The organism is Wenyingzhuangia gilva, assembly GCF_030519655.1.
GTDB lineage: Bacteria > Bacteroidota > Bacteroidia > Flavobacteriales > Flavobacteriaceae > Wenyingzhuangia > Wenyingzhuangia gilva.
This window is the reverse complement of sequence record NZ_JAUMIT010000007.1, coordinates 125,272-149,691: the sequence shown is the minus strand read 5'-3', so window position 1 is coordinate 149,691 and position 24,420 is coordinate 125,272. Positions and strand designations below refer to the sequence as shown.

Below are 24,420 nucleotides of genomic sequence, written 5' to 3'. Positions count from 1 at the left end.
AAAATTGATAAAAATGCCAAGAGAAATGTACACCTATACCCTAAACATACTTGAAAAAGTAAGTTTTGATGTAGATTTGTTTATTAATGAATTTAATAAGGCAACCAAAAGATTATTACCCCACGAAATAAACGAATTAAATCTTTGGTTAACTAACTATATATTTATGAACCCTCATCTAGAACCTGCTGCAATGGTATTAAAAATCTAAGATATCTATTAGAATCTTAGGTTTTAATTAGAATGCTTTTCTATATTTGCAGCCGAAATGTTTCAGAAATTTATCCTCATATTATTACTGACAACTTTGTCTTTACGTCCCGCATATTTTGTTGGGAACGTGGTGTATTATGAAACTCATTTAAGTGAAATTATAGAGAAGTATTGTGTTAACAAAGATAAGCCAGAGTTACAGTGTAATGGGCAATGTCATTTAGCAAAAGAACTAAGTGTAGCAGATGCTTCTAAAGATGGAAAAGCAATTGTGGAGGTAAGTGCTGCTTTTTTTCCGGTTTACTTTCAAGAAATAGAACAAACCAATTTGTCTTTTTTTTCCATTATGAAAAAGACTCCTTATTTGGATTATGACTTTACTTATGCTTACATGTTAAGTCATAGAATTAACAAACCCCCTATGGTATCATTTTAAATAATTTGTTGGCAAACCTATGCCTTTTTGTGACTTCGATTTCATCATTTCGAAAGTCATCATATCTATTTATTTAAAATTTATTATACCATAAAAATGAAAACCTTAAAATCTTATATATTAGGAGCCATTGCTGCTGCTTTATTAATTTCTTGTACAAAAAATAACGAATCTATTGAAGAAGGTACTCATGTATCAGCAGTCATAAAATTTTATCATTCTTACGCTATTGGAGATGAAATTACTTTAACAGATTCTAATAATGAATCGCAAACTTTAACACTTAATAAGTTTAAATTCATTATTTCTGATGTAATGTTAAGAACTACCGATAATGAACAAGTTCATTTACCTAATAACATTGCTGCTAATTTAATTGATTTGGCCAATGCTGACGAAACCAATAAAGTAAGAGTGTATTTAACAGAAGTTCCATTTGGAAGCTACAAAAGTATTTCTTTTGGTTTAGGAGTGAGTCAAGAGGTGGCTAATGGAAGTACAGAAGATCAAACTAGGTTGATGGAATTGGCCGAGGCGGATATGCAATGGACATGGAATCCTAATTCTTATATTTTTTCTAAAATAGAAGCTACCAATACCAATACTGAAACGACTACACCTAAGAATTTAATCGCTCATGTTGGTAATAAGGGAGGATTTAGTAGTTATGTTACTATTGATTTAGAGTTTCTAGAAACCTTAATCATCAAACAAGAAATTTCTCCAAGTATTCACACAACTGTTGATATTGACAAATTATTTACTCCTGATGAAAGTATTGGAGGTGCAAAAGTTCCATTTGATTTATTAGGACATGGAGAGGCAAATGATGCCTTTAATAATTTTGTAACCAATTATAAGGAGATTTTTGAAATTGGGCATATCCATCCAAATGAACCTGCTATTAATTTGGAAGATGTTGAAGAAAATCATCATACAGAAGAAACTACAACTGGGCATTCTCACTAAACACACACAAATACCATGAACACTTTATTGCTCATGGTATTTGTTCGATAAAAAATGAAATACTCTAAAATTATATATATACTCTTTATTGTCTTCGTGAGTTGTTCGCAAAACAGTGATGAGTATTCAGCGTTTGAAATTAAGTTTCATCAACCTGTTAATTTTCCATCACCAACTTTTGACCTAGAAGACAATCCTATTACGACTGAAGGATTTGAATTGGGAAGAAAATTGTTTTATGATAATAGATTGTCATTAAATAATGAAATTAATTGTGGAGAATGTCATAATCAATCTCATGCTTTTACCCATCATGGACATGATTTAAGTGAAGGAGTTCACCCAGGTGTTTTCGGAACAAGAAATTCTCAGCCTATCCAAAACATGGCTTATATGAATGATTTTACTTGGGATGGTGCCAAAGATAAACTATTTGATCAGCCACTTATTCCAATTACAGAACCTGTTGAAATGGATGAAACCATGGAGAATGTGTTAGTAAAACTGAAAAAGGATTCAGAATATCAGCAAAGGTTTCAATCAGTTTTTAAAACCGAGGATGCTATTACAAGTGTAAACTTATTAAAAGCATTGTCTAAATTTATGGGAGCAATGGTTTCTTCAAATTCTAAGTATGATAAATATGTTAGAGGAGAAGAGGGTGGGACTTTTACTGAAGAAGAAAAAAAAGGTTTGGCATTGTTTCAACAAAAATGTGCTACTTGTCATAACGGAACCTTGTTTACCAATCAGGAGTTTATTAATAATGGAATTGGAGAAAATCCTAGTTTACCTAATGAAACAGGTAGGGCTAGAATATCTTCATCAAATCCATTTGCTACGGTAGAGGAGTTAAAAACAAGTGATGATTATTATAAGTTTAAAGTCCCTAGTTTAAGAAATGTAGAAAAAACTTATCCCTACATGCATGATGGACGTATGATATTATTATCAACCGTTTTAGATTTTTATGATACGGATACGTATCCCTTGATGACCAAAATGAAAAACTTAGATGAACGATTGATTCAAACAAATCAAAAAGAAGAAACGTTAGGTATTCCTATGACAGAGGATGAAAAAGTAGCCATTATTACTTTTTTAAAAACCCTAACAGATTATGAATTTTTAAATGATAGTCGTTTTGCAAAACCTGAATAAAATATTTTTTACCATTTTAACAATTGTTTCTGTCAATAGCTATGCTTGTGATGTTTGTGGTTGTGGATCTACTAATAATAATAACTTCACTAATTTGTTAGGAGGAAATTATGTTGGCTTTACTTATAATTACATGTATTTTCAATACAAACAAGGTAGTTTTAGCAATGTTCCCATGGCTAAAGATGATGTAAATACTATTAGTATTACAGCTCAATATCATATCACAAATCGTATTCAAATAAATGCCAATGTTCCTTATAAGTTCAATCACAGACAAAAAGCCTCTGGTGATATTCATACAAGTGGAATGGGAGATATAATGGTGTACGGATTGATGAATGTTTTAAATACTGATAGCAATCACGTTTTAAAAATAGGAGCAGGAATTAAATTGCCTACTGGAACATTTGATTTACAGAATTCTAGTTTAAATCAAACTTCCGCAGCACAATTAGGAACGGGGAGTTTGGATGTTTTGTTGCCCATTAAATACGGGTATCATTACAATAATTTATCAGTAGTGCTAAGTGCCATGTATTTTATAAAAGGAACAAACAGTGATGAATTTAAATTTGGAAATCAAACACAAGTAAATACCAGTATTTCTTATGGAATTTCTTTGAAAAATAAAGTAGTGATCTCTCCAATTGCAGGTATAGGTTACGATCATTTTTTAGCATCTGAAAGATATGATATTAAAGATCATAGAACTTCGGGAACGATGTATAATGCCAACATTGGAGTACAATTAGAGACCAAAAGAATAGTGGTAGGATTGAATACTCAGTTACCCATTAAACAAAATTTAATTGACAATGAAGTTGTTTTTAAAAATGGAGTGGGACTCTATACTTATTGGAAGTTTTAAACGGTTTTGGCTAGGCTTTGTGCAGGTAAGAAAATCTGAAGATTTTTAGAATGTACTAAGCCTAAGCTTTTTTTGGATTTGTTTTTTTAATTTCAGAGTGTCATCCCGAAGTCTCGGGACAACAAGATTTGGTATCTAACAAATATAGAAAAACATTGGAGTTAAAAAGCAAGCCGTATTAATTTTAGAGGGGTGTGTAAAGTTTTTTATCTGCGGCATGTCATGAAATTAATTTTATAGTAAACAGAACTTAGTTCTTTTTCTGAATGTTTACTTAGTCTTTGCTGAAGTTTTAGTACTTTCCAACATTTACAAAGGAGTTCCCGACATCTACAAAAGCCTTAATTAATAGATATCTTTGTATAAGTTTTTTAATCTTTCGATTAGTTTTGGTTTTCTTTACGGATGTATTTTTTAATTCAGAAATCCATAGTAACCAAAAAGCAGACCCAAGACCAATAATAAAATTGTTATGGGAGCAATACTCTGAGATTTAGATAAAGTGTATTTGATTTTTTGTGTTTGTTTAGGAGCAATGACAAAAAATGCTCCTTTGATAAGGATTCCCCATCCAAATAAAGTAATCATTACTGTCCAGTCATCACTCCAATTAGGATGTACAGAAACAATAATGACTCCACAAGTAATGGCTAAAAAACCACTTAAAAGAACAAAGGTTGGTTTTAATAATAGTTTATTGATTTCTTGTTTGTAATAAGTCTGATTCATTAACATTCCGAATCCGAAAATTAAATAAAGAGCCATTAGAACTCTGGCAATTAGTATAGAATTATTCATGATAATAGATTTTAATATTATAAATGAAGCTACAACTAAAAGCTTGAGGGAACTATGATAATCATCATTTAAAGTTTTATGATTTAAAGATTTTTTTAAACGCTTAAATTCTCATTTCTTTGTAATCATCTTAATTAGCCACAAAGTGTTGTTTAAACCTTTTTTTGTAGATATTTTATTGCCCATTCCTTTAGAAAGACAGTTTACTTATCGTATTACTGAGGAGGAAGCTCATTTTCTAAAAATTGGGATGCGGGTAGCGGTACCTTTTGGAAAAAGTAAAATATATACAGGAGTGGTTTACCGTATTCATGAAGATGAACCACAAGCTTATGAAGCCAAAGATATTTATCAAATTTTAGATGATACTCCTGTATTGACCCAAACTCAATTAAAACATTGGGAATGGTTGGCTAATTATTATATGTGTTCATTGGGTGAAGTTTTGAGAGCTGCGTTCCCATCGGTTTTTTTGCTAGAAAGTGAAACTATTGTTTTGTCTAATCCTAATTTTGAGGAAATAGAATTACTTTCTGCAGATGCCTATTTAATTTACGAAGCTTTACAGAGACAATCTCAAATTACCGTTTCTCAGGTATCTAATATTTTATCAACTAAAAAAGTGTTTCCTGTTTTAAAAGGAATGATAGATATAGAGGCCATCAGTTTAAAAGAAGAAATATATGAGCAGTATCAACCTAAAATGGTTGCTTACGTTCGTTTAACAGAGGAATGGGAAGATAAAGAAAAGTTACAAGAATTATTAAGCGTATTATCTCGTTCGGAAAAACAGAGAACTTTGGTGATGCATTATTTTATGATAAAAGCCAAAGACAAATCACCTATAAAAAAGAAGGAACTTTTAGAAACATCGGGTATTAGTGCTTCTGTTTGCAAAGGTTTAGAAAAAAAAGGTGTTTTTGAGGTTTATGAAATCCAAACAAATAGGGTTTCTTTTGATGATGCCACACAAGTTATCCCTGAGTTAAGTGCCGAACAACAAATTGCTTATCAAGAAATTCAGAATACTTTTATCAATACGGATGTCTGTTTGTTTCATGGAGTTACCGGAAGTGGTAAAACGGAAATTTATGCACATTTAATTCAGCAAGTCATCAATAAAGGAGAACAAGTTTTGTTTTTAGTTCCTGAAATTGCTTTAACTACTCAATTAATTGTCCGTTTACAACGTTTTTTTGGAGATGATTTAAGTGTATATCATTCAAAATATTCACAAAACGAGAGGGCAGAAGTTTGGAATCATATTTTAAAGGGTTCAGAAAAAGCTAAAATCATTCTAGGAACTCGTTCTGCAACCTTATTACCTTTTAAAAAATTAGGGTTGATTATTGTGGATGAAGAACACGAATCTTCTTACAAACAATTTGATCCTGCTCCACGTTATAATGCTAGAGATGCAGCCATTGTTTTGGCAAAAATGCATCAAACCAATATTATTTTGGGTTCTGCTACGCCAAGTTTAGAATCTTATTACAATACCAAAAACGGAAAGTATGGTTTGGTAAATTTAAATCGAAGGTTTGGAAATGTGCAGATGCCTAAAATTCACTTGGTAGACATTAAAGAAAAGCACAAAAAAAAGAGAATGACGGGGCACTTTTCTGATACCATGTTAACAGCTATCAAAGAAGCTTTGGAATTAAAAGAACAGGTGATTTTGTTTCAGAATAGACGTGGTTTTGCTCCGTTGGTTGAGTGTGAAACTTGTGGAGTTTCTCCCCAATGTCCTAACTGTGATGTTAGTTTAACCGAACATAAATTTAAACATGAACTCCGTTGTCATTATTGCGGATATCATCGTGCCATTCCTTTAAAATGTGATGCTTGTGGCAGTGCCGATTTATCTAGTAAAGGGTTTGGAACAGAGCAGATTGAACAAGAGTTATTAAACCTTTTTCCAGAACAAAATATTGGACGTTTAGATTTAGATACCACTCGTGGAAAATATGGATATGCTAAAATTATTGATGCTTTTCAACATGGAGAAATTGATATTTTAGTAGGGACGCAAATGTTATCCAAAGGATTAGATTTTAGCAATGTGACTTTGGTTGGGGTACTGAATGCAGACAACATGTTAAACTTTCCAGATTTTAGAGCACACGAACGTAGTTTTCAAATGTTGACTCAAGTATCGGGTAGGGCAGGACGTAGTCAAAAACAAGGACAGGTATTGATACAAACTTTTAATCCTTACCATCAAATTTTACAGCAAGTAACCACCAATAGTTATGAGCAAATGTATCTTGAACAAATTACAGACAGACGTAATTTTTATTATCCTCCTTATTTTAGATTGATTCAAATCACCTTAAAACATAAGGATTTTAACTTGCTGAATGAAGGAGCAGAATGGTTGGGAAAATCATTAAAAAATAGTTTTGGTAAAAATTTATTAGGACCTACAGCACCCTCTGTGGCCAGGGTTCGTAATTTATACATCAAGCAAATTATGATTAAAATTCCGCCAAAACAATCGGTAGCTGCGACCAAAGATTATATTAAAAAAGTAAGAACTATGTTTGAATCTATTGGGCGTTTTAGGTCTATTAGAATGAATATTGACGTAGATGCTTATTAGTTATATAAAAACCATCTCAAGTTTTAAATTCATGTTAATCTGAACTAATATCTAGAGTTTGAGTATTATTTCCATATTCATTTTTATAAATACGGATAAGAATAAAAAAGAGGTTCATCAGTAAAGGTCCAAAAATCAACCCTATAAAGCCAAATAGTGGAATTCCTATAATTACTCCAAACAAAGTTATTAATGGATGAGCATCATCTAATTGTTTTAATACAAACAAGCGGATTAAGTTATCCGTAGCTCCAACGAAAACAACTCCATATGCTAAAACAGCCCAAGCATTAAACACCTCTCCACTTGTATAGGTAATTAAAAACGCAGGTATAATTCCTAACATACTACCAATAAAAGGAATCATGGATCCAATAGTAACCACTACCGCCCAAAAGAAAGAATTTTCGATATTAAACACTAAAAAACCTAACAATGCTACCATTCCTTGAGCGATGGCAACAAGAGGAATTCCTAGTGCATTTGCTTTTATCATAGAAGTAATTTCTTGATCTAAAAGTTCATAGTTTTTCTTTTTAAAAGGAATATAACTGTATATAACTTTGTTTAGTTTGTTGTAATTAATAAGCATAAAGTATAGTAAAATATACATAATGGCTATGCTCATTAAAGTGTTAAAAGTTCCTCCTATTAAATTTTGGATATTGTCTGATAGAGATTTTGATACTTCTGAAGTATTAATACTAGAGGTAATATCTACACCTATATATTGTTCAATTTCATTGAGCTTATTTTTGATGTTTTCTATAATTTCTTCTGAATTTTCAGAGGCTTTTTTTAATTTATTTCCGAGCATAAAAAAAACACCTAAAACAGGTAGTAAAATGGTGATAAACGAAACAAACATTAGGGTAAACGATGAAATATTTATTGACCAATTTTTATTGACCAACTTTTTCATATATTTTTTTAAAATAACAAATAGAGTAATGGCTCCTAATATACCAGATAAGTAGGCTGTTAAATTAATAAATATAAGAGATCCAATTAGTGAAATAGACAAAAGTATAAACAGTTGTCTAATCACATTAGAGGGAATTAACTTCATAATTTTAATTGTTTATTTAAGACTTTAATTAGTTCTTTTTGGTTATGTTAAACCTAGATTTTATATCAACTGTTTCGTTTTTAATTCTAGGTTTGGTCATGTTTTTCATAAAGATATCAAATAAAAACAAGGATTGATACAAGATTTAAATTAAGAATTTTTTAATAGATTAAAATATTTAAATCCTTGTCTTTATTACATTAAATGATAATTCATTTCCTTATTTTTAGCAATGATTTTATTAAACAAATAATAAGTCATAATACCTAAAAATGAAAGATACCAGAACCACCAATATGCTGTTGCTAATTATAGTAATACCATTTATATTTTTTCTTTTAAAAACCTTATCGTTTATCTTTATTCCCCTTGTTTTAGCCATGTTTATTGCTTTACTGTTTTTACCGTTGATGAGATGGTTTAGCAGAAAAAAAGCTCCTAAGTTTGTTGGGATTTTTGCGGTAATCCTTGTCATTATTGGTGTTGGTAAGATAAGTGCTGTTTTGATAAAATTATCAAGCAATGAAATTTTAGAAGCCAACAGTACTTTTTTTCAGAAAGCCGAAACTAAGATTGTAGATTTAATTGTGATGGTTGAACAATATTTTGGGGTGGTTAGGGTAGAAGGAGATTCTTTGATGAATCATTATTTAAATGGAGGAAATTTTGTTGGGAAAATAGTGCCTTCGTTAGATTTTATAGGAAATATTGTTTCGATGACTTTGATGACCTTATTTTTTGCCATTTTACTACTAGCAGGTTCTATCGATACAGAAAAGCTACTGAATAATACCGTGTTTAAATACAAATACGCCTCGGTTAAAACATTTAGAAAAATTGAAAAAGACATCATTACTTTTGTAAAGGTAAAGTTTGTAATTAGTTTGTTAACAGGAATTGGTTTTAGTTTGGCTTGTGTTTTCTTTGATGTTAGTTTTCCTATATTTTGGGGATTGTTAGCGTTTTTACTCAACTTTATTCAAATGATTGGATCTGTAGTATCTATTGTTTTACTATCCTTATTTGCCTTGGTAGAAATAGAAGTGATGAGTACTTTGTTGTTTTTTGTATTAACCATTACAGGAGTTCAAGTTCTTTTTGGAAGTATTTTAGAACCTATTTTTATGGGGAAAACCTTTTCTATAAATGTGATTACTATTTTAGTGATGTTAATGCTTTGGGGATTTATTTGGGGAATTCCAGGGTTGATTTTATCAATTCCTATAACGGTAATCATTAAAATTATTTTAGATCAATTTCCAAAATATCATGTCATATCTAGTTTAATGGCTGGAGATCGTCCTAAATAAAATTTATCTTTTGTAAACTACTCAGGATAGAAATTAGATATTTATAAATTAATTATTTTAAAAAAAAACTCATGAAAAAAAATGCGGATTTAGGCTTATTAGTCTTAAGAATTGCCATTGGAGGCTTAATGTTATTGCACGGAATTGCTAAACTAAAAGGAATCTCTTATATAGAAGGAATGTTAACTGAAAAAGGATTTCCATCATTCATGGCCTATGGAGTTTATATTACAGAAATTGTAGCTCCGTTTTTAGTGTTGATAGGATATAGAACTCGTTTGGTTTCTTTAGTATATGCTTTTGGAGCTATCTTTATTATTTTCTTAGCACATTCTCAAGAAATATTTTCGCTAAATGATTATGGAGGATGGGCCATAGAATTAATTGGTTTATATCTATTAGGATCTGTTGCCTTATTTTTCACAGGAGGAGGAAAGTTTGGTGTTTCTTCTTCTAATATTTGGGATTAATTTCATTTATACAATATAAAAAGAGGTTGACTATTTAGTCAACCTCTTTTTATTTAACCAAATACTAGTTGTATTTAACTACCCTAGTTTCATCACTAGATTTTAATTCTTTAATCGCCGTTTTTAAATCTACCAAATCATCAGTTTCATAGTGTAAAAAAGAAACTTCTTTACACAAACGTTGGGTTTCTTGTAAAGCTTTTCCATGAAAATCAGCATGAACAAAGGTCAACATGTCTTCCATGCTTTCCCAATGTGTAAAGGAATAAAAAGTTTTGATTCCTTCGTTATGTAGTTGAGATTTTAGGTTTCCTTTACTTTTTTGTGCCTGATTGTAAATTTGTTTAGACAGTTTTAAAAACTCTGGTAATAAGGTGAGTTTTTTTATTTTGAATTGGCCTATAGAAACAATCATCTAATCAAACTTTGCGTAGAATTTCCCGTTCCATTTTCCTTGTACACGCATTACTTGTTCTACAATATCACGCACACAACCTTCCCCGCCATTTTTAGGAGAAACATATTTAGAAACGGCTTTAATTTCTGGAGCCGCATCTTGCGGAGCACAAGGCATTCCAACCAATTCCATCACTGGATAGTCAGGAACATCATCGCCCATATAAACGATTTCTTTAGCATCTAATTGATATTTTTCTAAAATTTCATGATACTTTTCAATTTTATTATGCACCCCTAAATAAATATCAGTAATTCCTAAACCTTCTAATCTGGTTCTAACGCCTTCATTACTTCCACCAGAAATAATACAGACAGTATAACCCGCATCTACAGCAGATTTTAAAGCGTATCCGTCTTTAATATTCATATTTCTTACCAATTCTCCATTAGGAAAAATAGTAACCATTCCGTTGGTTAAAACGCCATCTACATCAAAAATAAATGCTTTCACATCATTTAGTAACTCTTTATAACTTAATGCCATGTTTTTCTTGTATTGATTTGGTTAATATTTGATACACTTCTTTGTCAGTTCCTTCTAATTGATTCAAATGTTTTTCTATGGTTTGTACATCATTTCTAACAGCAGGACCTGTTTGAGCTACTTTAGGAGGAAGTATTTGTGTTTTTAAAAATGTTTCTTGCAATAAAGGTTGTAAAATCTGAAAATCAATTTGATGTTCTTTACAAATATCATAAGCAATGCCCATAACTCTATTACTAAAATTATTAGCAAACACAGCAGCTAGGTGTAGTTTCTGTCGTTTTTCTTCAGAAAGTTCGTAAACATGCTGAGCAATCATGCTCGCAAAATTTTGTAAGAGGTTAAAATCTACCTCAAACTCTGTTTCTATACAAACTGGAACTGCTTTAAAATTGATGTTTTTCTCTTTGGTAAAACTCTGAGCAGGATAAAACACACCACGTCTTTTGGCTTGCAAAATAGTAAACGACTTGGTTCCAGATGTATGAACAATCAATCCTTGTAAGTGAGACAAATCAATTATTTTGATGACATCATCAGGCAAAGCCACAATATACAAATCGGCTTTTTTCAAAGTGATTACATCTGTGGTGATAGGAGTAAGGCCTTTGTAAAGCGTTAATCCTTGTTCAGAACGATTGTAAACTTGAACCAATTGAATCATAGGGTTGTTGATACAAGCCTTTATTAAATGAGTTCCAACTTTACCGGTACCAAGTATACTTATGTTTATCATAGGGTTCAAAAATAAGAACATTTTTATACTTTGATGAAATAAATTAGATTTGATTTCGACCAAGGGGAAGTGTATCTTTGAGAGATAGAAAATATAGACCACTTATGAAAATTTTAATGATTGTGATTCCTGTTTTATTAGTAGGAATTTATGCGTTTAAAAGACAAACTACACTTGTTCCCAATACTAAAAAATCTATATACGATTTTGTAGTGAAAGACATTCAAGGGAACGATTTTGATTTTTCTACTTTAAAAGGAAAAAAAATCATGATTGTGAACACCGCCTCAAAATGTGGATTGACACCACAATATGAACAGTTGGAGGAGATTTATAAAAAGTATAAAGACGATCAAAATTTTATTATTATAGGATTTCCTGCTAATAATTTTTTACATCAAGAGCCAGGAGATAATGAGGAAATTGCAGCATTTTGTAAATTAAACTATGGCGTTACTTTTCCTATGATGGAAAAAATTGATGTAAAAGGAAAAGATCAAGCAGATATATATCAGTTTTTAACCAAGAAACAATTTAACGGATATAAAGACTCAAAAGTAACATGGAATTTCCAAAAATACTTAATCGGTAGAGATGGAACATTAGAAATGATTATTAGTCCAAAAACCAAACCTAATGACCCAAGTGTAATTGCTTGGATAACAAAATAAGCATGAGTTTTAAATTAGACATACTAGCCATAGGAGCACATCCAGATGATGTGGAATTAGGCTGTGGAGCAACCATTGCCAAAGAAGTTGCAGAAGGAAAATTAGTTGGAATTTTAGATTTAACCCAAGGAGAATTGGGAACCAGAGGAACACCTAAAATTAGAGCCATGGAAGCCGAAGCTGCTGCTGGAATTTTAGGAGTGATGGTAAGAGAAAATTTAGGCTTGCCTGATGGTTTTTTAGAAAACATTAAAGAATATCAATTAAAAATAGTAGAAATTATTCGCAAATACCAACCAGATATTGTGTTGTGTAATGCGATTGATGATAGGCACCCAGATCATGCCAAAGCAAGTAAATTGGCTTCTGATGCTTGTTTTTTGTCAGGATTAAGAGCTATTAAAACAGATGTTGGGTATGGGGAACAAGAAGCTTGGAGACCTAAGAGTGTTTTTCATTACATACAATGGAAGAATATAGAGCCAGATTTTGTGGTAGATGTGTCTGATTATATAGATGTAAAGGAAAATGCTATCAAAGCCTTTAAATCTCAATTCTACGATCCTAATAGTAATGAGCCAGAATCACCTATTACCAGCAAGAATTTTATAGATAGTGTGTTGTACAGATCTAGAGATTTAGGAAGATTAACAGGAGTGGAATATGCAGAAGGCTTTACCACAGAACGTTACGTTACAGTTAAAAAATTATCTGATATTTTTTAATTTTTTTCTTTGTAGAAACTAAGAAACCTATTATATTTGCAACCGCTAACGCGAAAGCGCGCAAATGGTGGTTGTAGTTCAGTTGGTTAGAACGCCTGATTGTGGTTCAGGAGGTCGCCGGTTCGAATCCGGTCTTCCACCCAAGAGTTGAAAACTCTTTAAATACAAACGGTTTAAGATACATCTTAAACCGTTTTTTTATGTTTTGAATATTGTTTACTTAATTACAATTGCATTCACTTCTGTCAACATAAGTTTTATTTCCGTTACTGTTAATATAATAACAACCACCTCGTTCACCTGTATGGAGTTTTTTACCATTATGATAACAACTTGAACTATTTGATCCGTAAGAATTATCATTTGAACTACTTGAATAAGAATCATCATTTGAACCTTCACAAGAAATAGTTGTAATAGTTATTGACAGTGTTAAGAATAAAAATAGTTTAACTATTTTTTTCATGGTTTTAGTTTAGTTTTTTATTGATGTTGCCAGCAGTATCGAGAACCACTAGAAGCGTTTCTTTTACATGCTATTTTAAGTAAATACAACAATTTAGGTTTTATGTTTTATAACTATTTTTGCTCCATAATTTTTTACTTCTCTAACTCTATAGCCTTTTGAATTAGGGTTAAGTACTCTTATTAACTTTTCATTAATATCTTTTTTAGCATCATTAAATGGTTTTTTCGTGTTTTTAGATTCATGAAATTCAAGTATCATTTCATTTTCATTAAATTTTAAAACCAATGAATCGATATCAGTTACCTTTCTGTTATTAGGAGACTTAGAATAATCATAAATTATAATCCTTGAGATACAAACTATTGTAGTTCCTTTAAACTCCCTAGAAATAGATTGTTTAAGTTGTTTTAATTCATGCTTTCTATCAATATCTATATTTTCATCAATTGCAATGTCTATATTTTCTTTTAATGAATCAATCTGTTCTTCATTATTATTTATACGAACACCGAAATGTTTATGTTTTTTAGATATGTGGTGGTCAATATCAAAATAATATTCAGACTTAATATGGTAGGTCAAAACAGACCATAATATTTCTTTGAAAGTTGGTATGTTTTGAGATTCAATTATATCCCAGGATTCATAAGATAATTCTTTTGATAAAGATCTATATATTTTTTCCTTAGATGCTTCGTCAATTTCTGATTCTTTTACACCGTTCTTTACACCTACTAATAAATTTGATTTTTGATCTAATAAATGTTCAAGTGTACCTTTAAATTGTTTTTCTAATAAATGTCCTATGTTTGATAGAAATTTAGGAAGAGAATTATTAGCAAATTTGTACGTGTCAATATAAAAATCTAATATTCTTATTTTACTGTAAGGATTGTAATCCATAGAAGCCTCAACATTTTCAACACCTTTTTTTATAGTAAGAATATTTCTCACAGCATCTTTAAATTTACTTTTTTCTAGAAAATCTTGATGTAGTTGTATTCGTAAAAAATGTTTTAAATTATTTTTTTTAGGGTTGCTTAATCCAGTAATTATCGCTTTAGAAATAACATCATTTAAATTATTACTCATATTTTCTATAGCCGAAACTTCATAAGACCTTTGAAAGGTTTGGGTTTTAGGGTTTAGATAAAGTTTATCACATAATAATGAGATAATAGGATTGAATAGTTCGTTAGTTTTAGTTTCTTGATATCTATTTTCATAAAAATCGAATGACAGAATAGTACTTAATATATCTATTGAAATTGGCAGTGAAGAATTTTGAGTATCTAAGGAGATTATACTTAAATCACGAATATTTCTATAAATTAATTTCAATTGCTCTACTTGGCCTGAATTAGCTATGTCTTTGGTATGTTCATTATCAAGTAAAAGAATTTTATAAACTAGAATTATTTCATTTAGTAGAGATTTCTTTCTAGATAAAACTTTATAAATTCTCCATAATGATATAATATGATGAAAGTTAACATAATCAAATTCAGTAATTACTTCTTTTGCCCATACTTTAAGCTGTTCATCTTTGATAGATTTGAGTATGTTTTTTTCAAAGGATTTATTTTGTATTATTTTTAGGAGGATTGATTTTTCATCACCTATTGTGTTTTTACAATGTCCAAAATTTGAAAGTAAAATCCAGCATTTAATTATTTCGTTACCAAAATATTCTTTTTTATTTATTTTAATGCTTCCTTGGGCACTCGTGGTTCCTTTAAAATTATTTTCAACTAATTCAGAAATTACACATTGTAATATTAAATAATCATATCTTGAGTGACTTATTCCTTTAAAAGCTTGAGAAACGAGACCTAAGTGAGGGGTTTCTTTTTGCCTTGTTATCTCATTTTCCTGCTCATAAATATCATATATTTTAGAAGTAAGATTTATTAGATTTATATATACCCTTCCTAGTATGGGAATATGTTCTTCAAGTCGTTTATCCATAGTTTGTAATAATAAGTTTATTTTAAAGACTTTAATTTAATTATTATAAAGCTCTGGAGTAACAGAAATAAGAGTTACAAACTCTCCGTTTTTATCGTAGTACTTGTAATCCATTGTAATGTTGTTATCTCTATATATTTTTAATTCTGGACTATTGGTTACGTTTTCTATTATACCAGGTCGAATAATTTCATCTACAGATTCTAAATCTACTTCAGATTTCTCAAGATTAAGAAGAGAGTAGTAGTAGGTGAAATTTGTTACGCCTTTTGCAGAAGCACTATCTAATCTAGTGAATTCATCTACCTGCATTGGAGTTTGTTTGTTTGTTTAACTTTATGGCTGCATTTTTTAATTCAGTTTCTAAGTCTGGTGTAAAAAATTGTTTGACAACAAAAAAGCATATTAAAAAAGCAACAGTTCCTAAAACTCTAGAAATAATTATTGATTTCTTTGATTGGTCTTTTTCTTTATCCATGGTTTTTCTTGAAGGTAGTTATTATAAAAAGGAAAAGATTTTTAACTTATTTTTCTCATTGTTAGATTTTTACTTGATGATCCATTTTTTCATCAAATCTTTCATCTTTGGTTTGGTTATGGTACTTGATGTTTTGTAATTTTCCATAGAGTCAGGAGTCGATGTATCAAAATATTGAACTATTACATAGTCTTCGTTATAAACTCCTAAGCCTAATAACAAACTAGCGTTTTCATAATCTAATTGGTTAATAAAATAGAATGTTTCTTCTTGTTCAGCATAAGCCAAATATCTCTCGGTTAAAAAGCCAGCTAATTCTGTAACATATTCATTATGAATTAAAACTGCATAACTAGCTATTTTCTGATCACTATCTAAGACAAATAATATGATTGGTGCTTTGTTAAAATAATTATTATATCCTAATAAAGTAAAATTTCCTTCATCTTCTAAAGATATTTCCTCATAATTTTCTCCAAAATTATGAATGATGTCATTTTTAGTATCTCCAAACTCAAATTCTGGTTCAGGATATGTATTGTATTTTGGCTCAACTATAATTTTAATAGTTTTACTGTCTTCTGCATTTTCTAATAAAATATTAGTTTCTCCAACAAATTTTGCTGTCACCATTCCCGACGGTGTAACTTTACTATGATATTCGTTTTCAGTAGAATAAATAATCTTAGAGTTAGAATCCGCTTCTATTTGGTATACTTCCTCTGTGTTTAAGGATTTTTGAGAAATACTTAAAGAGATTGAATCAAATTCTTCTTTAGTACACGATAGGCCAATCACAGCAATGAATAATAACAATGTTTTTTTCATAGTTTCATATTTTTTTTCTTTTATTGAATTGTGAAATCTACAAAAACTATTGTCTTATTTTATTGTTTTAGATAATATAAATTTTAATAGTCTAATTTTTTTTCTTCTTTTTCAATGGTTTTATCAATAATATCTAAAATATTTAAAACGCTTTTATTGTCTTCACTTCTGTCTTTGTTTGGAGAGCAAAAACTTACAACTCTATAATTGTTTTTAGTAGCAATTTCAATTATTACAACATAGGCTTCAGGACCTCTTACTCTATAATTATCATCCTTAAGTTCTAATATTCTATTTTTCACTAAAGAGTCTAAAAGAATTTTAGCATTTAAATCTGTATAAAGTGGAGTGGGCTTTACTGTTGGATTTTTGGGATCTACTTTTATATATTTTGATGAAACAGAATTATTATAATTTATTGTAAGTACCTTCGTTAATCTCCAAACTCTTATGTTTAAAGAATCTTTTGATTCTCTTAAATCTTTAAGTTGTAAGTTTTTTAAGTTATTAGGTAGTCTTTCTATAAAACTTTGAGCGATTGTGTTCCTAGGTCTTTCTATTTTCTTTTGAGCAAAACAAAAATTTATAGAAATAATAATGAAGAACAGGCTAATTGTTTTTTTTGCGTAAAATGTCATAAGGTTGGGTATCTGAAAATAGATGTTTTAAAAAAGCTAAACTATATAAATTGATTGAACTTCTGTTTTTTATAAACGTTTAAAAACACAGATCAACAACTTTTGAGGTTAACGGTATTTCTAAGATATTTTTTCCTCTAAAAGTTAACGTAGTAACATTTTTTTTAAGATTAAAGAAGTCCCTATATTTATATATTAAAAGCTTATTGCATTGTATGAAATCACCAAAGCACAGTATTACATTTAAAATTTTATCGGGTTATATAATTCTTGGTGTTTTGGCAACCATTGCTGGTGTTTTAATTATTTCGGAGATTGATAATTTTACCAAAATTCAAAAGCAAGATATTTCTGATAGGACTAAAATTATAAAAGTAGGGAGTTTAATTGCTAGTATTTACGAAAATGAAAACCTATCAAGAGCGGCTATTCAGTTAAATTCATCAAAAAAAATTAAACAATATACAGAAGAGAATAAACAGCTATCTATTAAAATAGACTCTTTAAATTTTATTGTAAATAATGATTTTCAGAAAAATATTTTAGATAGTATTAAACTCATTATAGATCATAAGTTAAAAAACATCTTAGCGGTAAAAAAGTTAAAACGAAACAACGATTCAGAAAAATCTATTGATACTGTTATTAGTAAATTGAGTTCTATGGATTCTATTCTAGGGAATCAATCAGCTGCTAATTTTGATAAAATATTTATCACAGACTTTATAGAAAACATTGATTTTTACGATAAAAAAACGCCTTCTAATCTTTATTTAAAAGATTATGTTAAAATGTTAAACAAGTTAAATCCTGATGAAAAGGATGTGACCAAAATCAATAAAGATCAAATAGATTCTTTGTTGGTTATATCTAGAAATATTTTAAGTGAAGCCCAAAAAGATCTTGAAAATAAGCGAAAATCTATAGAAAGAAAAGAACGTGATTTGATTGAAAAAGACATTCTTATTTCTAAAAAGTTACGTCAGTTACTGCAAACTTTAGAAAGAGATATTATTAAAAGTACCCAAACTATTAATCAAGAAAGGGAAAACTCTTTAAACAAAAGTAAACGTATTATTTTGTTCGCTGTTGGATTTAGTTTTGTGGTAATTTTAATTTTTTCTATCATTTTTTTAAATGACTTTTGGAAAAACGAACGCTATAGAAAAAAACTAGAAGAAGCCAACAAAACTAGCTCTGCACTTTTAAAAAGTAGGTCTCAAATTGTTTCTATGGTAAGTCATGATTTGCGTACTCCATTAAGCACTATTTCTGGTTACAGTGAGTTGCTTTTAAAGGAGATAAAAAACACCAAAGAAACCAATTATTTAGGTCATATTTACAACGCATCAACTTATATGCAACGACTGGTGAATGATCTTTTGGAATTTTCAAATATCGAAAACAATAAAATTTCTATTACCTCTGTTCCTTTTGATTTAGAAAATTTGATGAATGAAATTACCAATCATTCCGAAAGTTTAATTCAAGACAAACCCATTCGTTTCGTGATAATGTTTGATGAAAAATTAGATCATCTTGTGATTAGCGATCCTTTTAGAATTAAGCAAGTTTTATATAATTTGGTAGCGAATGCTTGTAAATTCACAGAACAAGGAACCATTACACTTAAAAGTGTTTTTGATAAAGACAAAAAGATGTTACACTTGTCTGTAAGCGATACAGGTATTGGAATTGATAAGCAACAACAGCAAGATATTTTTAAACCCTTTACTCAGGTTGAAAGTGCCAACAATCATTATCATGATGGATTTGGATTGGGATTAACGATTTCAAAAAAACTTTCAGAATTGTTGGGAGGAAATTTGGTTCTCACAAGTGAGCTTGGAGTAGGGAGTACTTTTGTTTTTTCTGTCCCCGTGGTTTTGTCTAACGAAACTGTAAAAAACAACCCACCTATGATATCACAAATAAATTTTGATATAAAAGTTCTTGTGGTAGAAGATGATGTATCGATGCAACAATTATTGAAAGATTTGTTTAAACAATATGGTGTTGAATTGTATGTATTTGAAAATGCTCAAAAAGCTTTAAATGCAATTGAACATATTTCTTTTGATATGGTACTTACAGATATCCAGCTTCCTAAAATGAATGGGATTCACTTTATGGAGGTACTTAAAAATCACACTCAGTATAAAAATCAGCCTATTGTGGCCATGACAGGGAGATCTAAATTGTCTGTAAAAGATTATTTAGAAAACGGTTTTTCAGAAGTATTGATAAAACCTTTTAGCATCAATCAATTAGAAACAGTTTTGTTGAAGTATTTTAAGTCAAAAAGTTTTCTAAAAGAGCAGAAAACTAAAGTTAATCTTTTAAAAAACTCTAATGATTTTAGTCTTGAAACTTTACGTGTATTTTTAAATAATGATGAAGAAGCTATTCAGCAGACCTTATCTGTTTTTTTAGAAGATACTAAAAACAATAAAAAGTTACTTAAAAAGGCCATAGAAGAGAAGGATTTTAAAGAAGTAAACGAGCTGAGTCATAAAATGCTCACCATGTTTAAACAATTAGAAGTGCCATTTATAATTCCGTTTTTAGAAATGCTAGAAACAGCAGAATCTATAGATCAAGAAATATTTATTGCTTTTGAAAAAGAGTTGAATAGGTTTATTAATTCTTTAAAAAATTATTTAAGCTAAATATTATAATATTTCATTTTATTATAAAGCGTTTTTCTGGTAATGCTTAATAATTTTGCAGCTTGGGTTTTGTTGTTGTCTGTTTTTTCTAAAGCACTTAAAATCAATTCTTTTTCATTGTCGTGAGTAGAAAAGTTTTCAGTAAAAGCTGTAGTTTTAACGGTTTTAAAAAACTTATCAGGCAAAGCATTTGCCTCAATTAATTCCCCTGGAGTTAGTAATGTAGCTCTTTTAATTATGTTTGATAACTCTCTAAGGTTTCCTGGCCAATCATAATTCTGAAAAAGTGTTAATACTTCTTTAGAAAAACCAATAACAGATTTGTTTAGTTGCTTGTTGGCTTTGTTTAAAAAGAAATCAGCATATAGAATTAAATCATCATTTCTATCTTTTAATCTTGGGACTTCAATAGAAAATTCATTTAATCGATGGTATAAGTCTTCTCTAAAAGTTCCTTTTTCTACTACTTCTAATAAGTTTTCATTGGTGGCAGTAACCAAACGGATATCTACATTTATTTCTGTACTGCTTCCAATAGGTTTAATTTTTCTTTCTTGTAAAGCTCTTAATAACTGAATTTGATTTTCATAAGACAAGTTTCCTACTTCATCTAAAAAAAGAGTTCCTTCATTAGCCGCTTCAAAATGTCCTATTTTGTCTTGTACAGCTCCAGTAAAAGATCCTTTTTTATGACCAAAGAATTCACTAGAGGCAATTTCTTTGGGAATAGCTCCACAATCAACTGCAATAAAAGGTTTGTCTTTTCTTGAACTTTGTAAATGAATGTTTTTGGCCACTACTTCTTTTCCTGTTCCGCTTTCTCCGGTAATTAAAACAGACATATTTGTAGGAGCTACCAAATGAATATATTCTGTTAAAGTTTTTGAAGCAGCACTTATTCCAGTAACAAAATCATTCTTTTCATTTGTTTTTTTAGGAGTTGATGTTTGTTTTGATACCACTTCTTTATTTTCTAAAGCATTACTAATAACCTCTAAAACTTCATTAGGATTAAAAGGTTTAGAAATATAATCAAAAGCACCTTGTTTCATTGCTTGTACAGCAGTAGAAACTTCTGCATAGCTAGTCATTAAGACAACAGGAGTTAAATTTTTCTCCTCCTTAATTTGTTTTAATAAAGAAATTCCATCACCATCAGGAAGACGTAAATCAGTAAAAATTAAATCGTAATTGTTCTTTTTTAACAAATTGTTAGCTCCCGAAATATTATAACTTACATCAACTATGTATGCATGACGTTCCATAAATTTCTTTAACATGTTAGAAAAAGTAACATCATCCTCTATTAGTAGTATTTGTTTCATATGGTAGTGCTTGGTTATACAAAAATATTAAGATATCTCGACTTAATGTGTTTAAAAAATAAAAAGGACGTTTTTATTTAAAAACGTCCTTTTAAGTGAATTATAGGTTTTACGCTATAATTTATATATGCTTGTTATTTAACAGCACTTTCTTCTAACCAGTTACCGTCTTTATCTGCATAAACAGTGTTAGAAGCATCATCAACAGTCAATTCTAATTTGTATTGTCCACTTGAATTTACATATGCTTTATCAATGGTTGCGGTAGCAAAATCTTTTTTTACTGCATTCGTTACAGCTTCTGGTAATTTTTCTACAGCTATCTCTGTAAACTCATCGTTCATTACGATGTTAATTGATGTTGCAGGGGTAACATTGTTTGCTATTGCATAAGTTGATACTCCACTTGCTAAAATTGCGATTGATAAGATGATCTTTTTCATGATATATTTATTTTATGATTAAAAATTATACTTCTTTTTCTTTTTCAAAGCTGAATGCTAAAAAATTACTCAGCAGTACTTAAGTTAATTAAGTTTCCTTCTTTGTCAACATATACAGTTTTTGCTGCACCCTCAACAGTAAGCTCTAATTTGTACTGCTCGCTTGCGTTTACATAAGCTTTGTCAATGGTTGCTGTTGCGTAAGCTTTTTTAACAGCATTGCTTACTGTTTCTGGTAATTTGTCTACAGCTATTTCTGTAAACTCATCGTTCATTACGATACTAATTGATGTCGTAGGGGCAACGTTATTAGCCATTGCATAGGTTGATATTCCACTTGCTAAAATTGCGATTGATAAGATTACTTTTTTCATGATATATTTATTTTTATGATTGTTAATATTTGTTTTTTGAATTATGAATTACTTGATGTCACTTACTTTTATCCAGTTTCCATCTTTGTCTACATAAACAGTACTAGAAGCACCGTCAATACTCAGTTCTAATTTGTATTGTCCGCTAGTGTTTACATATGCTTTACTAATAGTTGCTGTTTCAAAATCTGTTTTTACAGCATTCGTTACAGCTTCGGGTAATTTGTCTACAGCTACTTCTGTAAATTCATCGTTCATTACGATGTTAATAGACGTTGCAGGGGTAATGTTATTTACCATTGCATAGGTTGATACTCCACTTGCTAAAATTGCGATTGATAAGATGATTTTCTTCATGATTAATATTTTTTTGATTTGTTATTAATTATTTACACTAGGTATAAAGGAAGAAATATGCCAATAAGTAAAGTAATAGTATTGAAAAACCACAAACCTTTGTAATTCAAAGGTTTGTGGTTTTTGAGTGAGTTTTTATTAAAAAAACACTTGTGTATAAAGTGTGTAAAAGAATAGTGTGAGTGTGTAATTATTACACGGTTGTATCTCTTTAATATGATTTAGATAGTTTTTTTAAAAGCTTTCGCTTCGTCATTTTTTTAGATGGATAGCATCTGTGTGGGGTGATGTTATTAAATATTAAAGCCACTAGTAATAATATCATGACTCCGGTAAAGACAGGAGCAAGTACATATAAATAACCCAAAGCCTTTACTTTTTCCGTTCCTATTACGGCTATTAATGCAGTTGCTCCTCCAGGTGGATGCATGGTTTTGGTAAATTGCATCAATACAATAGACAAGGCAACTGCTAATGATGCAGTAAACCACATCATGTCAGGAAATAATTTAAACATGGTCACGCCAATAAAAGCTGAAATTACATGACCACCAATTAAATTTCTAGGTTGGGCTAGGGGACTTTGAATTTCTCCATAAATCAACACGCTAGAAGCTCCAAAGGATCCTATTAATAACATGTTTTCTTGATCTATTAAGAATTTAGATTGTATATAGGCAATCAAACCTATACCAACAAAAGCCCCAATAAACGACCAAAAATGTTCTTTATAATCTACTAATGTTTCTTTGTATATAATGTACTTAGATACCCTTAGGGTTCTTTTAAATTTATGTTTGTTCATACTAAAATAAAGGAATGGGAGGTTGCTTAATTTTTAGACTTCGCAAAATTAGAAAGGATGATGATTCTAATTTTTGTTATAGATTGAAAAAAAATCATGGAGGATTGAAATTAATTGAAAATTGTTTGTTTATTATTTACATTACGTAGTTTTGTCAACATGGAAACAAAGTATTTTAGGTTGATTAAAACCATTGTAGAAGAAGGAAACTTAGCAAATGCTACTGAAAAGTTATTCTTAACACAATCTGCATTGAGCCATCAATTAAAAGAATTAGAATTACAATTGGGCTTTAAGGTTTTTTTTAGAAAAAGAAACCAATGGGAATTAACAGAAGAAGGAACAGAGTTATATCATTTAGGAAATACCGTGTTGAGCAGTATTGAAAAAGGATTGAATGATATTAAAAAGATACAAGCAGGCTCTACCGGAACCATTAAGGTGAGTACAGAATGTTATTCTTTTTATCACGGATTGCCTAGCTTTATTCAGAGAATGGGCGTGTTGTATCCAGAGATACAAGTTGATTTAAATTTAGAAGCGACACACCATCCTATTCAGAAAATACTTTCTAATGAAATTGATATTGCCATTGTTACGTTAAAACCAGAAGATAATTCTTTGTTTTGTATACCTTTTTTTGAAGATGAGATTTTAGCTATTATGCATAAAGAACATCCTTTAAGTAAACAAAAGAAAATTGTTGCCAAAGATTTTTCTCAAGAACATTTAATCATACATTCTTATCCTTTAGAAACTGTTTCTGTTTATCAACAATGGTTAAAACCAAACAATGTAATGCCTTTAAAAATATCAGCAGTTCCTTTAACCCAAGTCGCTTTAGAAATGATTGAAGCCAATATTGGAATTACTTGTATGCCTTTATGGGCTTTAAAATTATTTAAGATTCCTGAAGATATTGTTTTTAAAACAATTGGAAATAAAGGCTTAAAAAGAACCCATTATTTGGTGGTGAGAAAAGCAGATAAAACTAAAAAATACATCAATGATTTTATATTGAATTTTAAAGAACAATTTTCAGCATAATATAAGAGTAAAAAAAAGGCTGTGATAATTACATCACAGCCTTTT

General features: G+C 29.9%; 27 protein-coding genes and 1 tRNA gene. 13 read left to right on the top strand and 15 right to left on the bottom strand.

Annotated features, from left to right (window positions below):
- Nucleotides 1-13 precede the first annotated feature (13 nt).
- From QVZ41_RS13065 to QVZ41_RS13045, 5 genes are all read left to right on the top strand, one after another.
- Nucleotides 14-211 (top strand): methyltransferase domain-containing protein, encoded by a 198-nt coding sequence (locus QVZ41_RS13065; RefSeq protein ID WP_073118923.1) that lies wholly within the window; start codon nt 14-16, stop codon nt 209-211.
- A 57-nt stretch (nt 212-268) separates the two neighbouring features.
- Complete coding sequence (locus tag QVZ41_RS13060) at nt 269-649, top strand: hypothetical protein (protein ID WP_302885075.1); 381 nt, start codon at nt 269-271, stop codon at nt 647-649.
- A gap of 96 nt (nt 650-745) precedes the next feature.
- Nucleotides 746-1,618: an MbnP family protein gene (locus tag QVZ41_RS13055; protein ID WP_302885074.1), complete on the top strand. Its 873-nt coding sequence runs from the start codon at nt 746-748 to the stop codon at nt 1,616-1,618.
- Between the two features lie 54 nt (nt 1,619-1,672).
- Nucleotides 1,673-2,779, top strand: coding sequence for a cytochrome-c peroxidase (locus QVZ41_RS13050; protein ID WP_302885072.1), 1,107 nt, complete (start codon nt 1,673-1,675; stop codon nt 2,777-2,779).
- Nucleotides 2,763-3,650, top strand: coding sequence for a transporter (locus QVZ41_RS13045; RefSeq protein ID WP_302885071.1), 888 nt, complete (start codon nt 2,763-2,765; stop codon nt 3,648-3,650). Before QVZ41_RS13050 ends, QVZ41_RS13045 begins: the two co-directional genes overlap by 17 nt.
- Nucleotides 3,651-4,064: 414 nt before the next feature.
- Here QVZ41_RS13045 and QVZ41_RS13040 read toward each other — a convergent pair whose 3' ends face one another.
- Nucleotides 4,065-4,448 carry a hypothetical protein gene (locus QVZ41_RS13040; RefSeq protein WP_302885070.1) on the bottom strand — a complete coding sequence of 128 codons (384 nt, stop codon included), beginning with the start codon at nt 4,446-4,448 and terminating at the stop codon, nt 4,065-4,067.
- Nucleotides 4,449-4,593: 145 nt separating this feature from the next.
- Here QVZ41_RS13040 and priA point away from each other — a divergent pair, with 145 nt between their 5' ends.
- Nucleotides 4,594-7,050: a replication restart helicase PriA gene (priA, locus tag QVZ41_RS13035; RefSeq protein WP_302885069.1), complete on the top strand. Its 2,457-nt coding sequence runs from the start codon at nt 4,594-4,596 to the stop codon at nt 7,048-7,050.
- Between the two features lie 34 nt (nt 7,051-7,084).
- Here the strand turns inward: priA and QVZ41_RS13030 are convergent, their stop codons facing one another.
- Nucleotides 7,085-8,119, bottom strand: coding sequence for an AI-2E family transporter (locus QVZ41_RS13030; RefSeq protein ID WP_302885068.1), 1,035 nt, complete (start codon nt 8,117-8,119; stop codon nt 7,085-7,087).
- Nucleotides 8,120-8,391: 272 nt separating this feature from the next.
- On the opposite strand from QVZ41_RS13030, the gene QVZ41_RS13025 reads away from it, so the two are divergent.
- Both QVZ41_RS13025 and QVZ41_RS13020 read left to right on the top strand, forming a co-directional pair.
- On the top strand, nt 8,392-9,429 hold the full coding sequence (locus tag QVZ41_RS13025) for an AI-2E family transporter (protein ID WP_302885065.1): 1,038 nt from the start codon (nt 8,392-8,394) through the stop codon (nt 9,427-9,429).
- 71 nt (nt 9,430-9,500) lie between these two features.
- On the top strand, nt 9,501-9,899 hold the full coding sequence (locus tag QVZ41_RS13020; protein ID WP_302885064.1) for a DoxX family protein: 399 nt from the start codon (nt 9,501-9,503) through the stop codon (nt 9,897-9,899).
- Between the two features lie 64 nt (nt 9,900-9,963).
- Here the strand turns inward: QVZ41_RS13020 and QVZ41_RS13015 are convergent, their stop codons facing one another.
- Genes QVZ41_RS13015 through QVZ41_RS13005 form a run of 3 tightly spaced genes read right to left on the bottom strand, consistent with a single transcriptional unit; the run spans nt 9,964 to nt 11,578 of the window.
- The gene (locus QVZ41_RS13015) at nt 9,964-10,314 is read right to left on the bottom strand and encodes an antibiotic biosynthesis monooxygenase family protein (RefSeq protein WP_302885063.1); all 351 of its coding nucleotides are present in this window, start codon (nt 10,312-10,314) and stop codon (nt 9,964-9,966) included.
- Nucleotides 10,315-10,842 (bottom strand): KdsC family phosphatase, encoded by a 528-nt coding sequence (locus QVZ41_RS13010; protein WP_302885062.1) that lies wholly within the window; start codon nt 10,840-10,842, stop codon nt 10,315-10,317.
- Nucleotides 10,826-11,578 carry a Rossmann-like and DUF2520 domain-containing protein gene (locus tag QVZ41_RS13005; RefSeq protein WP_302885061.1) on the bottom strand — a complete coding sequence of 251 codons (753 nt, stop codon included), beginning with the start codon at nt 11,576-11,578 and terminating at the stop codon, nt 10,826-10,828. Before QVZ41_RS13005 ends, QVZ41_RS13010 begins: the two co-directional genes overlap by 17 nt.
- 104 nt (nt 11,579-11,682) lie before the next feature.
- On the opposite strand from QVZ41_RS13005, the gene QVZ41_RS13000 reads away from it, so the two are divergent.
- The 3 genes from QVZ41_RS13000 (at nt 11,683) to QVZ41_RS12990 (ending at nt 13,116) form a co-directional block, all read left to right on the top strand.
- Nucleotides 11,683-12,249, top strand: coding sequence for a glutathione peroxidase (locus QVZ41_RS13000; RefSeq protein ID WP_302885060.1), 567 nt, complete (start codon nt 11,683-11,685; stop codon nt 12,247-12,249).
- 2 nt (nt 12,250-12,251) lie between these two features.
- Nucleotides 12,252-12,974 (top strand): bacillithiol biosynthesis deacetylase BshB1, encoded by a 723-nt coding sequence (bshB1, locus tag QVZ41_RS12995; protein WP_302885059.1) that lies wholly within the window; start codon nt 12,252-12,254, stop codon nt 12,972-12,974.
- Nucleotides 12,975-13,040: 66 nt separating this feature from the next.
- Nucleotides 13,041-13,116, top strand: a tRNA-His gene (locus tag QVZ41_RS12990).
- 417 nt (nt 13,117-13,533) lie between these two features.
- On the opposite strand, the gene QVZ41_RS12985 is transcribed toward QVZ41_RS12990, so the two are convergent.
- From QVZ41_RS12985 to QVZ41_RS12965, 5 genes are all read right to left on the bottom strand, one after another.
- Nucleotides 13,534-15,411 carry a hypothetical protein gene (locus QVZ41_RS12985; protein ID WP_302885058.1) on the bottom strand — a complete coding sequence of 626 codons (1,878 nt, stop codon included), beginning with the start codon at nt 15,409-15,411 and terminating at the stop codon, nt 13,534-13,536.
- Between the two features lie 36 nt (nt 15,412-15,447).
- Nucleotides 15,448-15,723 (bottom strand): hypothetical protein, encoded by a 276-nt coding sequence (locus QVZ41_RS12980; protein WP_302885057.1) that lies wholly within the window; start codon nt 15,721-15,723, stop codon nt 15,448-15,450.
- Complete coding sequence (locus tag QVZ41_RS12975) at nt 15,710-15,889, bottom strand: hypothetical protein (protein WP_302885056.1); 180 nt, start codon at nt 15,887-15,889, stop codon at nt 15,710-15,712. The genes QVZ41_RS12980 and QVZ41_RS12975 overlap by 14 nt, the downstream gene beginning before the upstream one ends.
- Before the next feature lie 69 nt (nt 15,890-15,958).
- Nucleotides 15,959-16,717 (bottom strand): hypothetical protein, encoded by a 759-nt coding sequence (locus QVZ41_RS12970; protein WP_302885055.1) that lies wholly within the window; start codon nt 16,715-16,717, stop codon nt 15,959-15,961.
- 83 nt (nt 16,718-16,800) lie between these two features.
- Complete coding sequence (locus QVZ41_RS12965; protein WP_302885052.1) at nt 16,801-17,355, bottom strand: hypothetical protein; 555 nt, start codon at nt 17,353-17,355, stop codon at nt 16,801-16,803.
- A 215-nt stretch (nt 17,356-17,570) separates the two neighbouring features.
- Between QVZ41_RS12965 and QVZ41_RS12960 the strand changes: the two genes are divergently transcribed.
- Nucleotides 17,571-20,024 (top strand): hybrid sensor histidine kinase/response regulator, encoded by a 2,454-nt coding sequence (locus QVZ41_RS12960; RefSeq protein ID WP_302885049.1) that lies wholly within the window; start codon nt 17,571-17,573, stop codon nt 20,022-20,024.
- On the opposite strand, the gene QVZ41_RS12955 is transcribed toward QVZ41_RS12960, so the two are convergent.
- The 5 genes from QVZ41_RS12955 to QVZ41_RS12935 form a co-directional block, all read right to left on the bottom strand.
- Complete coding sequence (locus QVZ41_RS12955) at nt 20,021-21,349, bottom strand: sigma-54-dependent transcriptional regulator (RefSeq protein WP_302885048.1); 1,329 nt, start codon at nt 21,347-21,349, stop codon at nt 20,021-20,023. The two genes, QVZ41_RS12960 and QVZ41_RS12955, sit on opposite strands and share 4 nt — an antisense overlap.
- Before the next feature lie 134 nt (nt 21,350-21,483).
- A complete protein-coding gene (locus tag QVZ41_RS12950) occupies nt 21,484-21,792 on the bottom strand; it encodes a hypothetical protein (RefSeq protein WP_302885046.1) in 309 nt (102 codons plus the stop codon).
- A 65-nt stretch (nt 21,793-21,857) separates the two neighbouring features.
- A complete protein-coding gene (locus QVZ41_RS12945; RefSeq protein ID WP_302885045.1) occupies nt 21,858-22,166 on the bottom strand; it encodes a hypothetical protein in 309 nt (102 codons plus the stop codon).
- A gap of 48 nt (nt 22,167-22,214) precedes the next feature.
- Nucleotides 22,215-22,523: a hypothetical protein gene (locus QVZ41_RS12940; protein ID WP_302885044.1), complete on the bottom strand. Its 309-nt coding sequence runs from the start codon at nt 22,521-22,523 to the stop codon at nt 22,215-22,217.
- 211 nt (nt 22,524-22,734) lie between these two features.
- A complete protein-coding gene (locus tag QVZ41_RS12935) occupies nt 22,735-23,328 on the bottom strand; it encodes an HPP family protein (RefSeq protein WP_302885042.1) in 594 nt (197 codons plus the stop codon).
- Between the two features lie 159 nt (nt 23,329-23,487).
- Between QVZ41_RS12935 and QVZ41_RS12930 the strand changes: the two genes are divergently transcribed.
- Nucleotides 23,488-24,375: a LysR family transcriptional regulator gene (locus QVZ41_RS12930; protein ID WP_302885038.1), complete on the top strand. Its 888-nt coding sequence runs from the start codon at nt 23,488-23,490 to the stop codon at nt 24,373-24,375.
- The last annotated feature ends 45 nt before the right edge of the window (nt 24,376-24,420 follow it).

Bases quoted from the DNA above. Each gene is read 5' to 3' on its own strand.
- QVZ41_RS13065 (WP_073118923.1), top strand. From the start codon at position 14: ATGCCAAGAGAAATGTACACCTATACCCTAAACATACTTGAAAAAGTA.
- QVZ41_RS13060 (WP_302885075.1), top strand. From the start codon at position 269: ATGTTTCAGAAATTTATCCTCATATTATTACTGACAACTTTGTCTTTA.
- QVZ41_RS13055 (WP_302885074.1), top strand. From the start codon at position 746: ATGAAAACCTTAAAATCTTATATATTAGGAGCCATTGCTGCTGCTTTA.
- QVZ41_RS13050 (WP_302885072.1), top strand. From the start codon at position 1,673: ATGAAATACTCTAAAATTATATATATACTCTTTATTGTCTTCGTGAGT.
- QVZ41_RS13040 (WP_302885070.1), bottom strand. From the start codon at position 4,448: ATGAATAATTCTATACTAATTGCCAGAGTTCTAATGGCTCTTTATTTA.
- QVZ41_RS13030 (WP_302885068.1), bottom strand. From the start codon at position 8,119: ATGAAGTTAATTCCCTCTAATGTGATTAGACAACTGTTTATACTTTTG.
- QVZ41_RS13025 (WP_302885065.1), top strand. From the start codon at position 8,392: ATGAAAGATACCAGAACCACCAATATGCTGTTGCTAATTATAGTAATA.
- QVZ41_RS13020 (WP_302885064.1), top strand. From the start codon at position 9,501: ATGAAAAAAAATGCGGATTTAGGCTTATTAGTCTTAAGAATTGCCATT.
- QVZ41_RS13015 (WP_302885063.1), bottom strand. From the start codon at position 10,314: ATGATTGTTTCTATAGGCCAATTCAAAATAAAAAAACTCACCTTATTA.
- QVZ41_RS13010 (WP_302885062.1), bottom strand. From the start codon at position 10,842: ATGGCATTAAGTTATAAAGAGTTACTAAATGATGTGAAAGCATTTATT.
- QVZ41_RS13005 (WP_302885061.1), bottom strand. From the start codon at position 11,578: ATGATAAACATAAGTATACTTGGTACCGGTAAAGTTGGAACTCATTTA.
- QVZ41_RS13000 (WP_302885060.1), top strand. From the start codon at position 11,683: ATGAAAATTTTAATGATTGTGATTCCTGTTTTATTAGTAGGAATTTAT.
- bshB1 (WP_302885059.1), top strand. From the start codon at position 12,252: ATGAGTTTTAAATTAGACATACTAGCCATAGGAGCACATCCAGATGAT.
- QVZ41_RS12985 (WP_302885058.1), bottom strand. From the start codon at position 15,411: ATGGATAAACGACTTGAAGAACATATTCCCATACTAGGAAGGGTATAT.
- QVZ41_RS12980 (WP_302885057.1), bottom strand. From the start codon at position 15,723: ATGCAGGTAGATGAATTCACTAGATTAGATAGTGCTTCTGCAAAAGGC.
- QVZ41_RS12975 (WP_302885056.1), bottom strand. From the start codon at position 15,889: ATGGATAAAGAAAAAGACCAATCAAAGAAATCAATAATTATTTCTAGA.
- QVZ41_RS12970 (WP_302885055.1), bottom strand. From the start codon at position 16,717: ATGAAAAAAACATTGTTATTATTCATTGCTGTGATTGGCCTATCGTGT.
- QVZ41_RS12965 (WP_302885052.1), bottom strand. From the start codon at position 17,355: ATGACATTTTACGCAAAAAAAACAATTAGCCTGTTCTTCATTATTATT.
- QVZ41_RS12960 (WP_302885049.1), top strand. From the start codon at position 17,571: ATGAAATCACCAAAGCACAGTATTACATTTAAAATTTTATCGGGTTAT.
- QVZ41_RS12955 (WP_302885048.1), bottom strand. From the start codon at position 21,349: ATGAAACAAATACTACTAATAGAGGATGATGTTACTTTTTCTAACATG.
- QVZ41_RS12950 (WP_302885046.1), bottom strand. From the start codon at position 21,792: ATGAAAAAGATCATCTTATCAATCGCAATTTTAGCAAGTGGAGTATCA.
- QVZ41_RS12945 (WP_302885045.1), bottom strand. From the start codon at position 22,166: ATGAAAAAAGTAATCTTATCAATCGCAATTTTAGCAAGTGGAATATCA.
- QVZ41_RS12940 (WP_302885044.1), bottom strand. From the start codon at position 22,523: ATGAAGAAAATCATCTTATCAATCGCAATTTTAGCAAGTGGAGTATCA.
- QVZ41_RS12935 (WP_302885042.1), bottom strand. From the start codon at position 23,328: ATGAACAAACATAAATTTAAAAGAACCCTAAGGGTATCTAAGTACATT.
- QVZ41_RS12930 (WP_302885038.1), top strand. From the start codon at position 23,488: ATGGAAACAAAGTATTTTAGGTTGATTAAAACCATTGTAGAAGAAGGA.